The sequence below is a fragment of the Paracoccus salsus genome (assembly GCF_021556615.1).
GTDB classification, from domain to species: Bacteria; Pseudomonadota; Alphaproteobacteria; order Rhodobacterales; family Rhodobacteraceae; genus Paracoccus; species Paracoccus salsus.
Genome location: NZ_JAKGGD010000001.1, coordinates 118,592 through 133,777, shown reverse-complemented (window position 1 = coordinate 133,777; position 15,186 = coordinate 118,592). Strand labels below are relative to the sequence as shown.

Sequence of the window (15,186 nt, the reverse complement as noted above, 5' to 3'; positions counted from 1 at the left end):
GGGCGGGCGCGCATCGTGCCATCGGTCGGCTTTTCGACCGGGTGCTGCTGACCTGGTCATCACGGCCGCGCTTGACGGCGGCCGCGGGCTTGGCCAGAAGCCCGGCCATGAAGCTGTCCGATTTCGATTTCGACCTGCCCGAGGCCCTGATCGCGACCCGCCCCGCGCGGCCGCGCAGTTCGGCACGCCTGTTGCTGGCCGAGGGAGCGCGCATGCAGGACCGGCGCGTGTCGGATCTGCCCGCCATCCTGCGGCCGGGCGACCTCCTGGTGCTGAACGACACGAAGGTGATTCCCGCTCGGCTGACCGGGACGCGCAGCCGCCAGACCGGGCAGGGCGAGGCTATCGCCAGGATCGAGGTCACGCTGCTGGAACCCGCCTCCGACGGCTGGCGGGCGCTGGCAAAGCCGCTGCGCAAGCTGCGTCCGGGCGAGGTGATCCGCTTCGGCACCGCCCTGTCGGCCGAGGTGGCCGAGATCGGCGACGGCGACCTGCGCCTGCGCTTCGACGCGACGGGGGATGCGTTCGACGCGGCGCTGCGGCAGGTCGGCGCGATGCCGCTGCCGCCCTATATCGCCAGCCTGCGGCCACCCGACGCCCACGACCTCGAGGACTATCAGACGGTCTGGGCCAACCGGCAGGGAGCCGTCGCCGCGCCCACCGCCAGCCTGCATTTCGACACCGATCTGCTGGCGGCGCTGCGCGAGCGCGGCGTGGAATTCGTGCATGTCACGCTGCATGTCGGCGCCGGCACGTTCCTGCCGGTCAAGGTCGATGACGTCGCCACGCACCGGATGCATGCCGAATGGGGCGAGGTCACGCCCGAGGCCGCCGCGCGCATCAACGCCGCCAAGGCCGAGGCGCGACGGGTGATTCCGGTCGGCACCACCGCGCTGCGCCTGATCGAGTCGGCCGCCGCCGGGGATGGCCTCGTGCAGGCCTTCGCGGGCACGACCGACATCTTCATCTATCCCGGTTATCACTTCCGGGTGACCGACGGGCTGATGACCAATTTCCACCTGCCCAGATCGACGCTTCTGATGCTGGTCTCTGCGCTGATGGGACAGGAAAATATCAAGCGAATCTATGCCCATGCGGTTGATCGCAAGTATCGTTTCTTCAGTTATGGCGACGCGTCTCTTCTGCTACGGTAAAGGCTGATTCCGTCTGGCGTCGGGCCGCTGGCCGGATTAAGGGCAGATTGTCTGACCAATCAGACGACGATGACGTGAACGGGGTTCGGAATGGCTTCGGTGATGCGCAGCACTTGGCCGCTGCTTCTGGGGGTGCTGTTGCTGATGGTCGGCAACGGCATGCAGGGAACGCTGCTGGGTATCCGGGGCGGAATCGAGGGCATCTCGACCTCGCGCATGTCGGTGGTGATGTCGGCCTATTTCGCCGGCTTCATGCTGGGCAGCCTGATCGCGCCGCGGATGATCCAGAGCGTCGGCCATGTCCGCGTGTTTGCCGCGCTGGGGTCGATGATCTCGGCCACGCTGATCCTTTATGCGGCGGCGCCGGACTGGATCATCTGGTCGGTCCTGCGGCTGATGATCGGCTTCGCGTTCTGCGGTGTCTACATCACCGCCGAAAGCTGGCTGAACGCGGGCGCCACCAACGAGAACCGCGGCCGTGCGCTGGCAGCCTACATGATTGTCCAGATGCTGGGCATCATCGTGGCCCAGTTGCTGCTGAATACCGGCGATCCGGCCGGCTTCGTGCTGTTCATCATTCCCTCGGTGCTGGTCTCGCTGGCCTTCACGCCGATCCTGCTCTCCGCGCAGCCTGCGCCGGCCTTCGCCACCATCAAGCGGATGTCGTTCGGACGGCTCTACCGGGCTTCGCCCCTGGGCTGCATCGGGATCTTCCTGATGGGCGGCGTGTTCTCGGCGATGTTCGGCATGTCCTCGGTCTGGGGGGCGGCCAAGGGGCTTTCGGTGCGCGACATCTCGATGTTCGTCGCGGCGATGTATGTGGGCGGGCTGATGCTGCAATTCCCGATCGGCTGGCTGTCGGACCGCATGGACCGCCGCAAGCTGGTGCTGGGTCTGTCGATCTTCGGGGTTCTGGTGGTGGTGGCAACCGTGGCGCTGCAGCCGGGCATCCTGTGGCTGACCGTCGCCGGCGCCATGATCGGCGGCGTTGCCAACCCGGTCTATGGCCTGCTGCTGGCCTATACGAACGACTATCTCGACCAGTCCGACATGGCCGCCGCCTCGGCGGGCCTGCTGTTCATCAACGGTCTGGGCTCGATGGCCGGGCCCCTGATCACCGGCTGGCTGATGGGACTGATCGGGCCGGACGGGTTCTGGGTCTATATGGGTGTGCTGCTGGCCGCGCTCAGCGCCTATGCCGGCTGGCGGATGACCCGCCGCTCGGCGCTTCCCGCGGCCGAACAGGGCAACTACGCGGTCATCAACCCCAGCGCGACCGGGCTTGCGGTCGAGGCCGCGCTGGACGAGGCACAGACCTCCGGCGACGCCAATCCGCCGGCCGCGCAGGGCTGATCCGCGCCCGCCGGCCCCTGCTTGCTGACCCCAGCCAAATCGTTTAACGCTGAACTATCTTCAGCAAGCGGGGGACGCGATGGCCCAGAATTTCGACATGGTGGTGATTGGCGCCGGACCCGGCGGTTACGTCGCCGCGATCCGGGGGGCGCAGCTGGGCCTGAAAGTGGCCTGTATCGAGCGTGAGAATCTGGGCGGCATCTGCCTCAACTGGGGCTGCATCCCGACCAAGGCGATGCTGCGCTCGGCCGAGGTCTTCCACCTGATGGAGCGGGCCAAGGATTTCGGTCTGTCGGCCGACAAGATCGGCTATGACCTCGACAAGGTCGTGGACCGCTCGCGCGGCGTCGCCAAGCAGCTTTCGGGCGGCATCGGGCACCTGTTCAAGAAGAACAAGGTCACCACGATCATGGGCGAGGCAAAGCTGGCCGGAAAGGGCAAGGTCACCGTCAAGACCGACAAGGGCAGCGAGGAACTGACGGCGAAGAACATCGTCATCGCCACCGGCGCGCGGGCCCGCGAACTGCCGGGGCTGGAACCCGACGGCAAGCTGGTCTGGAACTACCGGCACGCGCTGAAACCCCCGCATATGCCGAAAAAGCTGCTGGTCATCGGCTCGGGCGCGATCGGCATCGAGTTCGCCAGCTTCTTCAACACGCTCGGCGCCGACACCACGGTGGTCGAGGTGATGGACCGCGTGCTGCCGGTCGAGGACGCCGAGATCTCGGCCTTCGCCAAGAAAGCCTTCGTCAAGCAGGGCATGAAGATCCTGGAAAAGGCCTCGGTCAAGAAACTCGACCGCAAGGGCAGCACCGTCACCGCCCATATCGAGTCGGGCGGCAAGACCCAGACGATGGACTTCGACACCGTGATCTCGGCCGTGGGCATCGTCGGCAATGTCGAGGGGCTGGGCCTCGAGGAAGCGGGCGTCAAGATCGACCGCAGCCATGTCGTCACCGACGAATACTGCCGCACCGGGGTCGAGGGGCTCTATGCCATCGGCGACGTCGCGGGCGCGCCCTGGCTGGCGCACAAGGCCAGCCACGAGGGCGTGATGATCGCCGAACTCATCAATGGCGGCCATCCGCACCCGGTCAAGCCGTCCTCGATCGCCGGCTGCACCTATTGCCACCCGCAGGTCGCGTCCGTCGGCCTGACCGAGGCGAAGGCCAGGGAAGAGGGCTACCAGGTCAAGGTCGGCAAGTTCCCCTTCATCGGCAACGGCAAGGCCATCGCCCTGGGCGAGCCCGAGGGCATGATCAAGACCATCTTCGACGCCAAGACCGGCGAGTTGCTGGGCGCCCACATGGTCGGCGCCGAGGTGACCGAACTGATCCAGGGCTATGTCATCGGCCGCCAGCTTGAAACCACCGAGCAGGACCTGATGAACACCGTCTTCCCGCACCCGACCCTGTCCGAGATGATGCACGAGTCGGTGCTGGACGCCTATGGGCGCGCGATCCATTTTTGAGGGGGCGGAGCGCGAGGCATGGAGGACCGGTCTCGAGAGGGACCGGTTTTTGTATGAGGTTAATATGAAGTTCATGAAAGAGAACATACCGAGAGCGCTCTTCTTCCTAGTTGGGCTCGCTTTTTTGGCGTTCACTTTTCACTTTTTCATAACCTCTAATTTGAAAGGTGCCGTAGCGACCTTCGCGATGGCATTTTTGAGCTTCTTCTACTCCGATTTAACGCGATTTAAGAAAATTAAGGGATGGGGATTCGAGGCAGAGCTCTGGGAACAAAAACAAAAAGAAGCAGAAGACCTAATACAAAGACTAAAGTCAGTAGTTAGTGTATACACACGCGAGTTAATGCTAAACAAAGTTCTCCGAGGGCGCTACGGGGGCGGCGGAGATGGCTGGGCAGATCATTGGAGGGTTTACAATGAGCTGGTGGAACGGCACACCGAGCTTGGGCAAGAAATAGATTTCTCTGGCCTCAAGCGAAGACTGGAATCGATATTTCTTTTTGACATAGTGGTAAGAAGATATGGTGGCGTTAGAGGGAAAATTTCAGATGCGATCGGAGAACTGCGCGTTCAAAGTTCGTCTGAAAAAATGCCGGCAACGCAGGGTGATGCACGTGCGCGAAGTGCCGCGAACTTAGCAAAAATTTCAGAGGACCCAGGGAATCTTTTTGAAATGGCGTTGCAAGGAAAGAACGTGGCACGGCATGTTCTCTGCTGGGGAAAATCGGTTCAATCAGAACTGAAGGAAAACTTTGATGTGGACGTTATTTTTGATGAAGAGGATTTAAAATTGCTGGAGAAACTTGCGGAAGATTTCGAATCTGGCGGTCTTCCCATCAACGAAAAAACGATCGCGCTTTCCGAGGGGCGCGAGTGGCAGGCGTGGTAAGTAGTGGTTGATTGAAGTACCTTCATCTGTTGCCGGGAGCTTATAGAAATGGCGCATTTTCTTTTGTCAGTTTCACTAATAGCGAACGCCGCCGCAGCTATGTTTGGAGTTCTAGCTGCCTATTTCTGGCTGAACGCTTCTCGGGCGAAGGTAATTCCTAAAGACAGACCAAGCCCGGACGGTTGGTTTGATGCAGCGATCATAACTCACGGGGCGGACGGCGAAGCAATAGAGGCAATTGATACTCTGATGTTACAGTCGAAGTTGAACGGTCGGGGCGCACTTTGGGGCGCATTGGCCGCAGGCTCTTTAGCGATCGCTCAGCTATGCCAAGTCGTGATCTGGTTTGCGAGAAGCGGCGCGGCATAAGAATTTGCAGTAGCGGAGTAGATCTCACATCTCCTCCCACCCAAGCAACACCCACCGTTCGCAAGCGGTGTACACCCTGTGCACAGGCTGTGCACGCGCGGTGCACGCCCTGTGCCCCCGAAATCCCAGCATTTGCAGGCCGGAACTCGCACGGTCCCGCGGCCGTGGCCTCACGCAACGCACGCAATGTTGCGCCGGGTGTTGCGCGCGCTAGTCCTCGGCAGGCAGCAGTCGCGTGACGCCAAGTGCGGCGGCGCGGGCCAGGTCGGGGTCCAGCGACATGCCGATATATTCGCCCCGCCGCCAAAGCCCCGCCAGATCGTCGTAATGGCGCGAGAACGGATGCCCCGATTGCCCGGTCGAGGTGATGAAGACCGAACTGTCCGGGTCCGCAAGGTCATAGACGCCGCGATAGCCCGCCCCCGTGGCGGCCTCGTGGGGATTGCCGCCACCGCCCAGCAAGCCACTGAGCGCAATGGTGAAATCCCCGCCCGAAAGCGACTGGGTCAGGTTGACGATCCAGCCCAGCGCCGGCAGGTCGCCCAACCCCGGATGCAGGTGCCGCGCCTGGTGCGCGTCTCCCCAGCGCCAGCTTGTGACATTCGGGCCATAGCGCTCGGTCAGCTCCAGAATGGCCCGGTCCAGCGACTGGCGGGCGATGGTGGTGCAGTCCTCGACCGGCGCGCTCTGCACGATGTCGCACCACCGCGCAGCCCCGCCGGTGTTGCGGAACACCGCGTCGATGAAGTGCGGTTGCAGCGCCGTGATGTCGTCGGCCAGCGGCCCCAGCTCGTCCCGGATCAGCCGGTCCTGCAACGCCCGCATCCACGCCGCATAGATCAGCGGCTCGGGCAGATGCTCGTTCATGCCACCGTCCCATTCGGCCAGCAAACCAAGCGCATCCTGACGTTGGCGCTCGGCCGTGCCGGGGGCCGCGGGTTCCTCGGTGAACCACAGATCCGCGCCGACCAGCGGCAGCAGGGCGCGCGCGGCCGGGCTGACGCTGTCCGATTGCGCGGCGATGAAGCTTTCGCGCGAGTGCACCTCGCGATCCTGCAACAGCCGGTTCAGGCGGCTGCGGCGCAAGCCACCCGTCCCGGCCTCTTCGGTGGTGATCAGGATGCCGTCGCGGGGCGCCTCGTCCTCGACCTTGATGGGCGCGCCTGACCAGCGCGCCGTGTCCAGCCAGCCGGGCGTCGGCATGGCGCCTCGGGTCGGGTTGTCGGGGGCGCGCTGCGGGCTGCTGCCCGCTGTCAGCTGGCGCACGCCGTCGGCGTCGGCCAGGGTCACGGTCATGGCCGGGGCGACAAGCTTGGCCAGCGCGGCGGCCGCGCTGTCGGTATCGGGTGCCCGCATCAGCCCGATCAGCGCCGACAGGGTGCTGTCGCGATCGGACATTCCGGTCCAGCGCAGCGCTGCGACATGGCCGGGCGGGGTGATTTCCACAAGCCCGGGGTCAAGCCCGGGAACAAGCGGACCGTTCTCGGTCCGGCGCAGCGTGATTGCGCGATCCGCGCCGTCCAGGATCCGGATCACCTCGCGCCGGGTCTGGAAGACAGTCCAGCCATTGCGGCCTCGGTAGCGGTCCGAGTTTCCGGGCTGGATCTCTTCGATCGCGATGTCGGCGTCGTCCAGAGGGGCAGGCACCGTGCCCCAGGCCAGGCGCGGGTTGCGGCCCGACAGGATCGCCGGGACGCCCGGAATGGTGGCACCGATGACCCCGCCCGAGGACAGCTGCAACCGGGCGAGATAATAAAGCGAGGGCGCCGTCAGCATGACATGCGGATCATTCGCCAGAAGCGCCCCGCCCGCCGCGGTGCGGTCGGCCGCAGCCCCGAAACCGTTTCCGCCAAGCCCGCTTCCGGGAACCAGGAAGCGCATCGGATCGCGCGCCGCGGCGGGGTCGAGCCGGCTTGTCGGCGCCCCCAGCCTCGCGCCGGGAAACAGTTCGGCATAGGCGGGCAGGGCGCCCCCACCCGGAACCGTGCCCAGCAGGTCGATGCCGTGTTCGGGCCAGATCAGCGACAGGCGTGCGCGCAGGACCTCCTCGGAGGCGGCATGGCTTGTCGCGGCGGCCATCAGCTTGAGGATGGCCAGCGAATCGGCGGGTTGCCAATACGAGATCTGTCCGGAAAACAGGAAGAATTCCGGCGCGCCGCGACCAAGCGCGTTCTCGTTCACCTCGGCGATCCACTGGTTGACGCCGCTGGCATAGGCGGTCAGCGCGGCACGGGTGTCGGTATCCTGCGCCTCGAGCGAGGCCGAGGCATTGCGGTAAAGCTCCAGCCGTCGGGCCAGATCGTCGCTGGCGAAGGCGCGCGCGCCCATGATTTCGGCCAGCCGGCCCTGCGCGGCCCGGCGCAGCATCGTCATCTGGAACAGCCGGTCCTGAGCGTGGGCGACGCCAAGCGCGAAGAACATGTCGGCGTCGCTCTGCCCGAAGATATGCGGCACGTTCTCGGTCGAGCGCACGATCTCGACCGGCGCGGACAACCCCTCGACCTGATAGGTGGCGCCGTAGTCGGGGATCGAACGGACGGCGAAATACCAGACCAGCACCGCCGCCAGAACAAGCAGGACGATCAGGGCGGTGGTCAGCCGCAGCAGCCAGCGAAACAGGGTCAGCATGAGAGCATATCGTCCATGGGCTGGCGCCGGGTCTTGAGGGGGCGCATGGAGCTTGACCATGGCGCGCTTGGGTGTTGGGATGCTGCATAGGACAGCCGGGCTGCCAGATCAACGCGTGCGCACAGGTCCGGCAACGAACCGTCGCGACTGTCGGGGCGCGGCAACAGTAAGGGAATAGAGATGGCGAAGCTGGCGTTTCTGGGACTTGGGGTGATGGGCTTTCCGATGGCCGGCCATCTGCGGGCGGCGGGACATGAGGTGACCGTCTACAACCGCACCGGATCGAAGGCCAGGTCCTGGGCGGACCAGCATGCCGGTGCGCATGCCCCGACGCCGCGGGCGGCGTCCGAGGGTGCGGAATTCGTCCTCGCCTGCGTCGGCAACGACGACGATCTGAGGCAGGTCTGCCTGGGTGAGGACGGTGCCTTTGCCGGCATGGCAGAGGCGGCGGTCTTCGTCGACCACACCACGGTCTCGGCCGCCGTCACGCGCGAACTGGCCGCGACGGCGCGCGCGGCCGGCATCGGCTATGTCGATGCCCCGATCTCGGGCGGGCAGGCCGGCGCCGAGGCGGGAGCGCTGTCGGTGATGTGCGGCGGCGATCAGGCCGATTTCGATCGCGCCGCGCCGGTCATCGACGCCTATGCCAAGATATGCCGCCTGATGGGCGGCGTTGGCGCCGGGCAGATGACCAAGATGTGCAACCAGATCGCCATCGCGGGACTTGTTCAGGGACTTTCGGAATCGCTGGCCTTCGCGCAGAAGGCCGGGCTGGACGTCGAGAAGGTCGTCGAGGTGATCAGTCAGGGTGCCGCCGGCAGCTGGCAGATGGTCAACCGCCACAAGACCATGGCGGCGGGCCAGTTCGAGCATGGCTTCGCCGTGAACTGGATGCGCAAGGATCTGGCCATCTGCCTTGCCGCCGCCGACGAGGTCGGCGCGCCGCTGCCGGTCACCGCGCTGGTCGATCAGTTCTACAAGGAAGTCCAGACCATGGGCGGCGGGCGGTGGGACACCTCGTCCCTGATCGCGCGGCTGACGCGGTGAGGCCGGTCCTGCACCGTGCGGTCTCCGCCGATCTCGTTCCGGAATGGTTCGAGGACCGGTTCGCCGCGAATGGCTGGACGGGAACATGGCGCAACGGCGTTTTCGACTGGCATCACTATCACAGGACCACCCATGAGGTCTTGGGCTGCTACGCTGGCTGGGCCGACATCCAGCTGGGTGGCGAGCGGGGTGAGACCCACCGGATCGAGGCTGGGGACGTCGTCGTGATACCGGCGGGACTGGCCCACAAGCGACGGGAGGGCTCGGATGATTTTCGGGTCGTCGGGGCCTATCCGGGCGGGGGCTCGCCCGACATGAACAGGGGTGAGGGTGAACCTTGTCCGATTTCGAAATGGGCCCGCGACCCGGTGACGGGCGCAGAGACCTGACAGGCAATTCGGGGGAGTTTCTCGATGTCCAATCGGACACTGACCGGGCAGATCGAACTTGACATAACAGCCGTCAGCGAAAACGAGGCCGAGGGCGAGATGCAGGTGACGTCCGCCATGCTGAACCCGTTCGGCAAGGTCCATGCCGGGGCTCTGGTCTGGTTCGCGGATGTTGTCGCCACCAATCTGGTGCTGGGTGGCGAGCCGATCACCGAGGGGATGGACAGCTTCCCGGTTGCCGTGAACCTTTCGGCCCAGCTTCTGACCAACCGCCAGCAGGGTCGTTTGCTGGCCCGGTCCAGATGGCTCAGGCGCGGGCGGCGGATCTCGACCGTCCGCACACAGGTGACGGATGACGATGGGGCGCTGTTGCTGGACCTGACCTCGACCCATGTCAGTGCGCGCGAGGGCACGTGATGCTTGATCCGGTGCGGACAGACCCGCAATCCGGACCGCACCGACAGAGGAGCGAACGTGATGGATGGCTTGATGATGAATCGCCCGCTGCTGCAAGCCGGGCTGCTGGACTATGCTGCCGACAGCTTCGCCTCGGCGCAGATCGTGTCGCGCCGGGTCGAGGGCGACACCCATCGTCAGAGCTATGGCCAGACCCGTGCGCGTGCGGTGCAGCTGTCCCTGGCGCTGGAGGAGATGGGCATCGGCCCGGAAGACCGGGTGGCGACCCTGGCGTGGAACGGCCACCGGCACCTGGAACTGTATTACGCGGTCCCGAACATCGGTGCGGTCTGCCATACGATCAACCCGCGCCTGTCGGCGGAACAGCTGATCTTCATCGCCCATCATGCCGGCGACAAGGCTCTCTTTCTGGACCTGACCTTCCTGCCGGCGGTCGAGACGCTGAAGGCGCATCTGCCGGCGATGCGGTATGTCCTGATGACCGACAGGGCGCATATGCCCGAAAACGGCCTCGACGCGCTGTGCTATGAAGACCTGCTGGACGGGCGTGCCACGGATCGCGACTGGCCGCAATTCCCCGAAACCACGGCCTCGGGGCTGTGCTATACCTCGGGGACCACCGGCGACCCCAAGGGCACGCTTTATTCGCATCGCTCGAACGTGCTGCACGCGATGAGCATCGCGGTCTGCCTCGGCCCCGATCTGGGACCTCAGCCGCGCATCCTGCCGGTGGTGCCGCTGTTCCATGTGAACGCATGGGGCCTGCCCTTTGCCGGCCCGCTGATGGGGGCCAGCCTGATCATGCCGGGACCGCATCTGGACGGCGAAAGCCTGTGGCAGCTTTGCGAGGACGAAGGCGTCGAAAGCGCATGGGGCGTGCCGACCATCTGGCAGGGTCTTTATACCGAAATCAGAAAGCGTGACGCCAAGCCCGGCGCTCTGCGTCACATCGTCGTCGGCGGCAGCGCCATGCCGCGCAGCCTGACCGAGGGATTCGAGAAGCTGGGCATCGACGTCAACCACGCCTGGGGGATGACCGAGACCTCGCCGCTTGGCAGCCACGGATCGCTGCCCACTGACAAGCGCAGGTTGCCGTTTGCCGAACGCATGGCGCTGAAGGCCACGCAGGGAAGGCGTGTGTTCGGCGTCGAGATGAAGATCGTGGACGAGAACGGCCAGCGCCAGCCGCATGACGGGACCGCCATGGGAGGGCTTTACGTGCGCGGAAACACCATCGCCGACGGGTATTTCGACAACGAGGAAGCCAGTCGGAAGGTGATCGACGACGAGGGGTGGTTCATGACCGGCGACATCGCCTCGATCAGCCCCGACGGCTATCTGACCCTGCGCGACCGGGCCAAGGACCTGATCAAGTCGGGTGGCGAGTGGATCAGTTCGATCGATGTCGAGAATTTCGCCCTCGCCCATGACAAGGTCGCGCAATGCGCGGTGATCGCCATGCCTCATCCCAAATGGGGAGAGCGGCCGCTGATGGTCGTGACGCCCGCAACGCCGGACGACAGGCCCACGCTGGACGAGATCTGCGAGATCCTTGCCCCGCATCTGGCGAGATGGCAGTTTCCGGACGATCTGGTCTTCGTCGACGAGATGCCGATGACCGCGACCGGCAAGATCAGCAAGCGGACCCTGCGCCAGCGCTTCAAGAATCACGTCCCGCCCGAACCGGCCGAAGACTAGCCGCGCCAGGGCGGCCTGCACCACCAGGGGTTCGCGTCGCGAAGCCGAGACCAGGCTTTTTGCGCGGTCTTCAGCTGCTTTTTCTCGATGCTGTCGGCGTCCGGCGGCAGACCGGTGGCGTTCTGCGTTGCCTGCGCTGCGCGCATGTTGTCGATGTCGTTCACGACGCCAAGCGCATCCTGAATCTTCGAAATGCGCTTCAGCATCTTTTTCGGGTCATGGTCGAACAGCGGCGCGAAGAACTCGGACAGGTAGCGCAGATCCTTGGCCCGCTTTCGGAAATCATGCCGTTCGCCCGGCGACAGCGCGTGAAGGTCGGGACCGAATGCCAGAAGTTCGGTCCAGGCGGTCTGCAAGGCGCGCGACGCCGGCACGCCGACGGGCGCCGCCGCCAGACGTTGCCTGCGCGGCCCGCGCACGGCGCAGGAGGGGTCATGCAGCAGCGCCTCGATCTCGATCCGCAGTGAAAGCGGCTTGCCGGCGGTCAGCTGTCCGCGAAGCGTCTCTCGCCGGGCGGCGGCTTCGGATGACGCCCTGTTCTCGTCCTCGGTGCCAGCCAGCGCCAGCGCGCGCACATCGGCGTCGCGCAACGGACCCAGCAGCCGAAACCTGTCCACCAGCATCGCGGTCAGGCGTTCGGTGGTCTTGCGGGTCAGCATGTCAGAGAAACCCCGCACCAGCGACCGCATGCGCCGCACCGCGACCCGGGCCTGGTGGACATGCTCCGGATCGTCCGAGGTCAGGATCGCGGTGCTGCGTGCGTCATGGACGGCCGCGCCTTCGCGCAGCAATCGGCGAAACGCATCAAGCCCGCTGGTGCGCGGGTCCAACCCGGCGGCCTTGGCCATGGTCTTCGCGGCGGGCTTCGTGCTCATCCGTCACCTCGTGTTGTGGAAGGCGCCAAGCCGCCTTGCTCGGCCAGCAGGCCGGGTCCCAGATCCTGCAAGGCGCTTCGTTGCGCGTCGGACAGGGGCAAGGGTCGCCGCGTGGCATGGTCCACGTTCACGAGGGCGAAATGCGCCCGTGCGGATTCGGTCGCGTCGCCCTGGCGGAACATGCCCATCTCCAGGCGGAACGACGTGCGGCCCAGACCCGTCAGCCGCAAGCCGATCTCCAGCCTGTCGGGGTGCGCGACCTCGCGGAAGTAGAGGCAGCCGTTTTCGACGACGACCTGGATGGAGCCACCGCCGCGATGGTCCAGAAACCCCCTTTCCAGCAGCGTCATGTTCATCGCCTCGTCGAACAACTCGGTATAGGTGGCGTTGTAGAGGTGGCCGAACTGGTCGTTGTCGTTCCAGCGGGTCTGCATGGGCTGGAACACGGCATAATCCGCGCGTGTTCCCGGCGGCTTTCGTTCGTTCATCGGTCCCTCCATCATTCACGCGCAGTCTAGGCGCACGACCCAGGCCGGAAAAGCCCCGCCGCACCGCTGCCAGGTCCCGCAGGCCCGCCACGGTCGGCCGCGTCGTGGGCGCCGTCGTTCACGCGATCCGATGCCGGCTCAGCCGATCTGCCCGCTGCGCGCGGCCTTCTGCAGATCGGCCAGCACGAAAAGCCGGATGGCGGTGGCAAGGCCGACCTCGGGCGGGCGGGCATGGTCGATCTTGCCGATCAGGACCGCGCGCGTCACATGCCGGGCACGCGCGGCCTGGCCCAGGGCAGACCAGAACGGGTCCTCGAGCGAGACAGAGGTGCGGTGCCCGTCGATCGTGACAGACCGCTTCATCGGCGGCGTCATCAGCGGCAGGTCAGCGGTCATCGCGCCGATGGGACTGATGCGTGCGGTCGGCGCGTTCGGATTCGGCCTCGCGGGCCTCGCGGGCCATCCTGGGCTCGCCGAATCTCGCGGCGTTGCTGTCGGCCTCGGCGCGCTTGTCGGCACGCTGTCGCTGCTTGCGGGCCTGCCGCAGATTGATGATCCTGGTCATGGTTCTTTCCCTGTCGACAGCATGACCTGCCAGTTGACGCCGAACCGGTCGGCGAACCAAGTATAGCGCCGTGCGAAAGGATAGTCGCCCGGCGGCATGAAAACCAGCCCGTCGCGTGCCAGGATCCTTGCGATCCGGTCCACGTCGGACGCCCGTTCGCACGAGATCAGCAACGAGTCGGAGGGATCGAACCCGACAGGCTGGACCGGCGGGCCGTCGCAGAGGATGACCGGTTGGCCAGCCACGATCACCCGCAGACACGCTGGCGGATCGCCGTCGTCCGACGGCTCGACGGTCATGTCGGGAAAGGCCCGGGACCAGAGCGCGACGGCATCGGCAACCGCGCCCGGCAAGATGAAATGCGGGATCGTCGCGATCAATCCCGTGGGCCGATCATCTCCTCGGGGCGGACGATCCGGTCAAATGTGTCGCCATCCACGAAGCCGAGGGCAATCGCCTCCTCGCGCAGTGTGGTGCCGTTCTTGTGCGCGGTCTTGGCAACTTTGGTGGCGTTGTCATAGCCGATTGTCGGCGCCAGAGCCGTCACCAGCATCAGCGATTCCTTCATCAGCTTTTCGATCCGCTCGATATTCGCCCTGGTGCCGACGACCATGTTGTCGGTAAAGCTGGAGGCCGCGTCACCCAGAAGCTGCATCGACTGGATGACGTTGTAGGACATCATCGGGTTGTAGACATTCAGTTCGAAATGACCCTGCGAGCCGGCGAATCCGACGGCGGCGTCGTTGCCCATGACATGCGCGCAGACCATGGTCAGGGCCTCGGCCTGCGTCGGGTTGACCTTGCCGGGCATGATCGAACTGCCCGGCTCGTTCTCGGGCAGGATCAACTCACCCAGGCCCGAGCGCGGGCCGGACCCCAGCAGCCGCATGTCGTTGGCGATCTTGAACAGCGAGGCGGCGACGGTCTTCAGTGCGCCCGAGAAGAACACCATGGCGTCATGCGCGGCCAGCGCCTCGAACTTGTTGGGGGCGGTGACGAAGGGCAGGCCGGTGATATTGGCGATTTCGGCTGCGATCGCGGTGTCCCAGCCCTTTTTCGTGTTCAGCCCGGTGCCGACGGCGGTGCCGCCCTGCGCCAGTTCGTAGATCTGCGGCAGGCACAGATTGACCCGCTCGATTCCCATCTTGACCTGATGGGCATAGCCGCCGAATTCCTGCCCCAGCGTCAGCGGCGTGGCGTCCTGGGTATGGGTGCGGCCGATCTTGATGATGTCCTTGAATTCGTCGGCCTTGGCGGCCAGCGCATCATGCAGCTTCTGCAGGCCGGGGATCAGCACGTCGCGCGCCATCATCCCGATGCCGACATGCATCGCGGTCGGAAACGTGTCGTTCGAGGACTGGCCCATGTTCACATGGTCGTTCGGATGAACCGGGTCCTTGCTGCCGAGCTGCCCTCCCAAGATCTCGATCGCGCGGTTGCTGATGACCTCGTTTGCATTCATGTTGGACTGTGTTCCGGACCCGGTCTGCCACACGACCAGCGGAAAATTGTCGTCGAACCTGCCCTCGAACACCTCGATCGCTGCCTGCTCCATGGCGCGGCCGATCTTTTCGTCAAGATCGCCTTCGGCCATGTTGATGCGGGCCGCCGCCAGCTTGATGGCCCCCAGCGCGCGGATGATCGCGACCGGCTGGCGTTCCCAGCCGATCGGAAAATTCATGATCGAACGCTGGGTCTGGGCGCCCCAGTATTTGCTGGCGTCAACCTCCAACGGGCCAAAGCTGTCGGTTTCGGTGCGGGTGGTGGTCATGGCGGTGGTTCCCTCACGGTTTTGTGGGACGTTTATCTCTCGCGACCTGAATTTGCAATTCGTATGCGACGG

The 15,186-nt window shown here is 65.1% G+C and carries 16 protein-coding genes; 9 read left to right on the top strand and 7 right to left on the bottom strand.

The window, feature by feature from the left end; all coding sequences use genetic code 11:
* The first annotated feature begins 107 nt into the window (after positions 1–107).
* The 5 genes from queA (at position 108) to L1965_RS00650 (ending at position 5,236) form a co-directional block, all read left to right on the top strand.
* The gene (gene queA, locus L1965_RS00670) at positions 108–1,154 is read left to right on the top strand and encodes a tRNA preQ1(34) S-adenosylmethionine ribosyltransferase-isomerase QueA (protein WP_235754484.1); all 1,047 of its coding nucleotides are present in this window, start codon (positions 108–110) and stop codon (positions 1,152–1,154) included.
* A gap of 90 nt (positions 1,155–1,244) precedes the next feature.
* Positions 1,245–2,507, top strand: coding sequence for an MFS transporter (locus L1965_RS00665; RefSeq protein WP_235754483.1), 1,263 nt, complete (start codon positions 1,245–1,247; stop codon positions 2,505–2,507).
* 79 nt (positions 2,508–2,586) lie between these two features.
* Positions 2,587–3,978: a dihydrolipoyl dehydrogenase gene (gene lpdA / locus L1965_RS00660; RefSeq protein ID WP_235754482.1), complete on the top strand. Its 1,392-nt coding sequence runs from the start codon at positions 2,587–2,589 to the stop codon at positions 3,976–3,978.
* Between the two features lie 64 nt (positions 3,979–4,042).
* Positions 4,043–4,867 (top strand): hypothetical protein, encoded by an 825-nt coding sequence (locus tag L1965_RS00655; protein WP_235754481.1) that lies wholly within the window; start codon positions 4,043–4,045, stop codon positions 4,865–4,867.
* A gap of 48 nt (positions 4,868–4,915) precedes the next feature.
* On the top strand, positions 4,916–5,236 hold the full coding sequence (locus L1965_RS00650) for a hypothetical protein (RefSeq protein WP_235754480.1): 321 nt from the start codon (positions 4,916–4,918) through the stop codon (positions 5,234–5,236).
* Positions 5,237–5,446: 210 nt separating this feature from the next.
* Here L1965_RS00650 and L1965_RS00645 read toward each other — a convergent pair whose 3' ends face one another.
* Positions 5,447–7,864 (bottom strand): penicillin acylase family protein, encoded by a 2,418-nt coding sequence (locus L1965_RS00645; RefSeq protein WP_235754479.1) that lies wholly within the window; start codon positions 7,862–7,864, stop codon positions 5,447–5,449.
* A gap of 180 nt (positions 7,865–8,044) precedes the next feature.
* Here L1965_RS00645 and L1965_RS00640 point away from each other — a divergent pair, with 180 nt between their 5' ends.
* The 4 genes from L1965_RS00640 to L1965_RS00625 all read left to right on the top strand — a co-directional run bounded on the left by L1965_RS00640 (position 8,045) and on the right by L1965_RS00625 (position 11,415).
* Entirely contained in the window at positions 8,045–8,911 is an 867-nt protein-coding gene (locus L1965_RS00640) for an NAD(P)-dependent oxidoreductase (protein ID WP_235754478.1), read from the top strand.
* Positions 8,908–9,300, top strand: a complete 393-nt coding sequence (locus L1965_RS00635; protein WP_235754477.1) for a cupin — start codon at positions 8,908–8,910, stop codon at positions 9,298–9,300. Before L1965_RS00640 ends, L1965_RS00635 begins: the two co-directional genes overlap by 4 nt.
* Positions 9,301–9,324: 24 nt before the next feature.
* Positions 9,325–9,717: a PaaI family thioesterase gene (locus tag L1965_RS00630; RefSeq protein ID WP_235754476.1), complete on the top strand. Its 393-nt coding sequence runs from the start codon at positions 9,325–9,327 to the stop codon at positions 9,715–9,717.
* A 72-nt stretch (positions 9,718–9,789) separates the two neighbouring features.
* A complete protein-coding gene (locus L1965_RS00625; protein WP_235754475.1) occupies positions 9,790–11,415 on the top strand; it encodes a long-chain fatty acid--CoA ligase in 1,626 nt (541 codons plus the stop codon).
* On the opposite strand, the gene L1965_RS00620 is transcribed toward L1965_RS00625, so the two are convergent.
* From L1965_RS00620 to fumC, 6 genes are all read right to left on the bottom strand, one after another.
* Positions 11,412–12,290: a CHAD domain-containing protein gene (locus L1965_RS00620; protein ID WP_235754474.1), complete on the bottom strand. Its 879-nt coding sequence runs from the start codon at positions 12,288–12,290 to the stop codon at positions 11,412–11,414. The two genes, L1965_RS00625 and L1965_RS00620, sit on opposite strands and share 4 nt — an antisense overlap.
* Positions 12,287–12,778: an acyl-CoA thioesterase gene (locus L1965_RS00615; protein WP_235754473.1), complete on the bottom strand. Its 492-nt coding sequence runs from the start codon at positions 12,776–12,778 to the stop codon at positions 12,287–12,289. Before L1965_RS00615 ends, L1965_RS00620 begins: the two co-directional genes overlap by 4 nt.
* Before the next feature lie 138 nt (positions 12,779–12,916).
* Entirely contained in the window at positions 12,917–13,141 is a 225-nt protein-coding gene (locus L1965_RS00610) for a ribbon-helix-helix domain-containing protein (protein WP_235754472.1), read from the bottom strand.
* Between the two features lie 22 nt (positions 13,142–13,163).
* Positions 13,164–13,343 carry a DUF4169 family protein gene (locus tag L1965_RS00605; RefSeq protein ID WP_235754471.1) on the bottom strand — a complete coding sequence of 60 codons (180 nt, stop codon included), beginning with the start codon at positions 13,341–13,343 and terminating at the stop codon, positions 13,164–13,166.
* A complete protein-coding gene (locus L1965_RS00600; protein ID WP_235754470.1) occupies positions 13,340–13,723 on the bottom strand; it encodes a VOC family protein in 384 nt (127 codons plus the stop codon). Before L1965_RS00600 ends, L1965_RS00605 begins: the two co-directional genes overlap by 4 nt.
* Positions 13,720–15,114 (bottom strand): class II fumarate hydratase, encoded by a 1,395-nt coding sequence (gene fumC, locus L1965_RS00595; RefSeq protein ID WP_235754469.1) that lies wholly within the window; start codon positions 15,112–15,114, stop codon positions 13,720–13,722. Before fumC ends, L1965_RS00600 begins: the two co-directional genes overlap by 4 nt.
* Positions 15,115–15,186: the final 72 nt, after the last annotated feature.

Bases quoted from the DNA above. Each gene is read 5' to 3' on its own strand.
- queA (WP_235754484.1), top strand. From the start codon at position 108: ATGAAGCTGTCCGATTTCGATTTCGACCTGCCCGAGGCCCTGATCGCG.
- L1965_RS00665 (WP_235754483.1), top strand. From the start codon at position 1,245: ATGGCTTCGGTGATGCGCAGCACTTGGCCGCTGCTTCTGGGGGTGCTG.
- lpdA (WP_235754482.1), top strand. From the start codon at position 2,587: ATGGCCCAGAATTTCGACATGGTGGTGATTGGCGCCGGACCCGGCGGT.
- L1965_RS00655 (WP_235754481.1), top strand. From the start codon at position 4,043: ATGAAGTTCATGAAAGAGAACATACCGAGAGCGCTCTTCTTCCTAGTT.
- L1965_RS00650 (WP_235754480.1), top strand. From the start codon at position 4,916: ATGGCGCATTTTCTTTTGTCAGTTTCACTAATAGCGAACGCCGCCGCA.
- L1965_RS00645 (WP_235754479.1), bottom strand. From the start codon at position 7,864: ATGCTGACCCTGTTTCGCTGGCTGCTGCGGCTGACCACCGCCCTGATC.
- L1965_RS00640 (WP_235754478.1), top strand. From the start codon at position 8,045: ATGGCGAAGCTGGCGTTTCTGGGACTTGGGGTGATGGGCTTTCCGATG.
- L1965_RS00630 (WP_235754476.1), top strand. From the start codon at position 9,325: ATGTCCAATCGGACACTGACCGGGCAGATCGAACTTGACATAACAGCC.
- L1965_RS00625 (WP_235754475.1), top strand. From the start codon at position 9,790: ATGATGAATCGCCCGCTGCTGCAAGCCGGGCTGCTGGACTATGCTGCC.
- L1965_RS00620 (WP_235754474.1), bottom strand. From the start codon at position 12,290: ATGAGCACGAAGCCCGCCGCGAAGACCATGGCCAAGGCCGCCGGGTTG.
- L1965_RS00615 (WP_235754473.1), bottom strand. From the start codon at position 12,778: ATGAACGAACGAAAGCCGCCGGGAACACGCGCGGATTATGCCGTGTTC.
- L1965_RS00610 (WP_235754472.1), bottom strand. From the start codon at position 13,141: ATGAAGCGGTCTGTCACGATCGACGGGCACCGCACCTCTGTCTCGCTC.
- L1965_RS00605 (WP_235754471.1), bottom strand. From the start codon at position 13,343: ATGACCAGGATCATCAATCTGCGGCAGGCCCGCAAGCAGCGACAGCGT.
- fumC (WP_235754469.1), bottom strand. From the start codon at position 15,114: ATGACCACCACCCGCACCGAAACCGACAGCTTTGGCCCGTTGGAGGTT.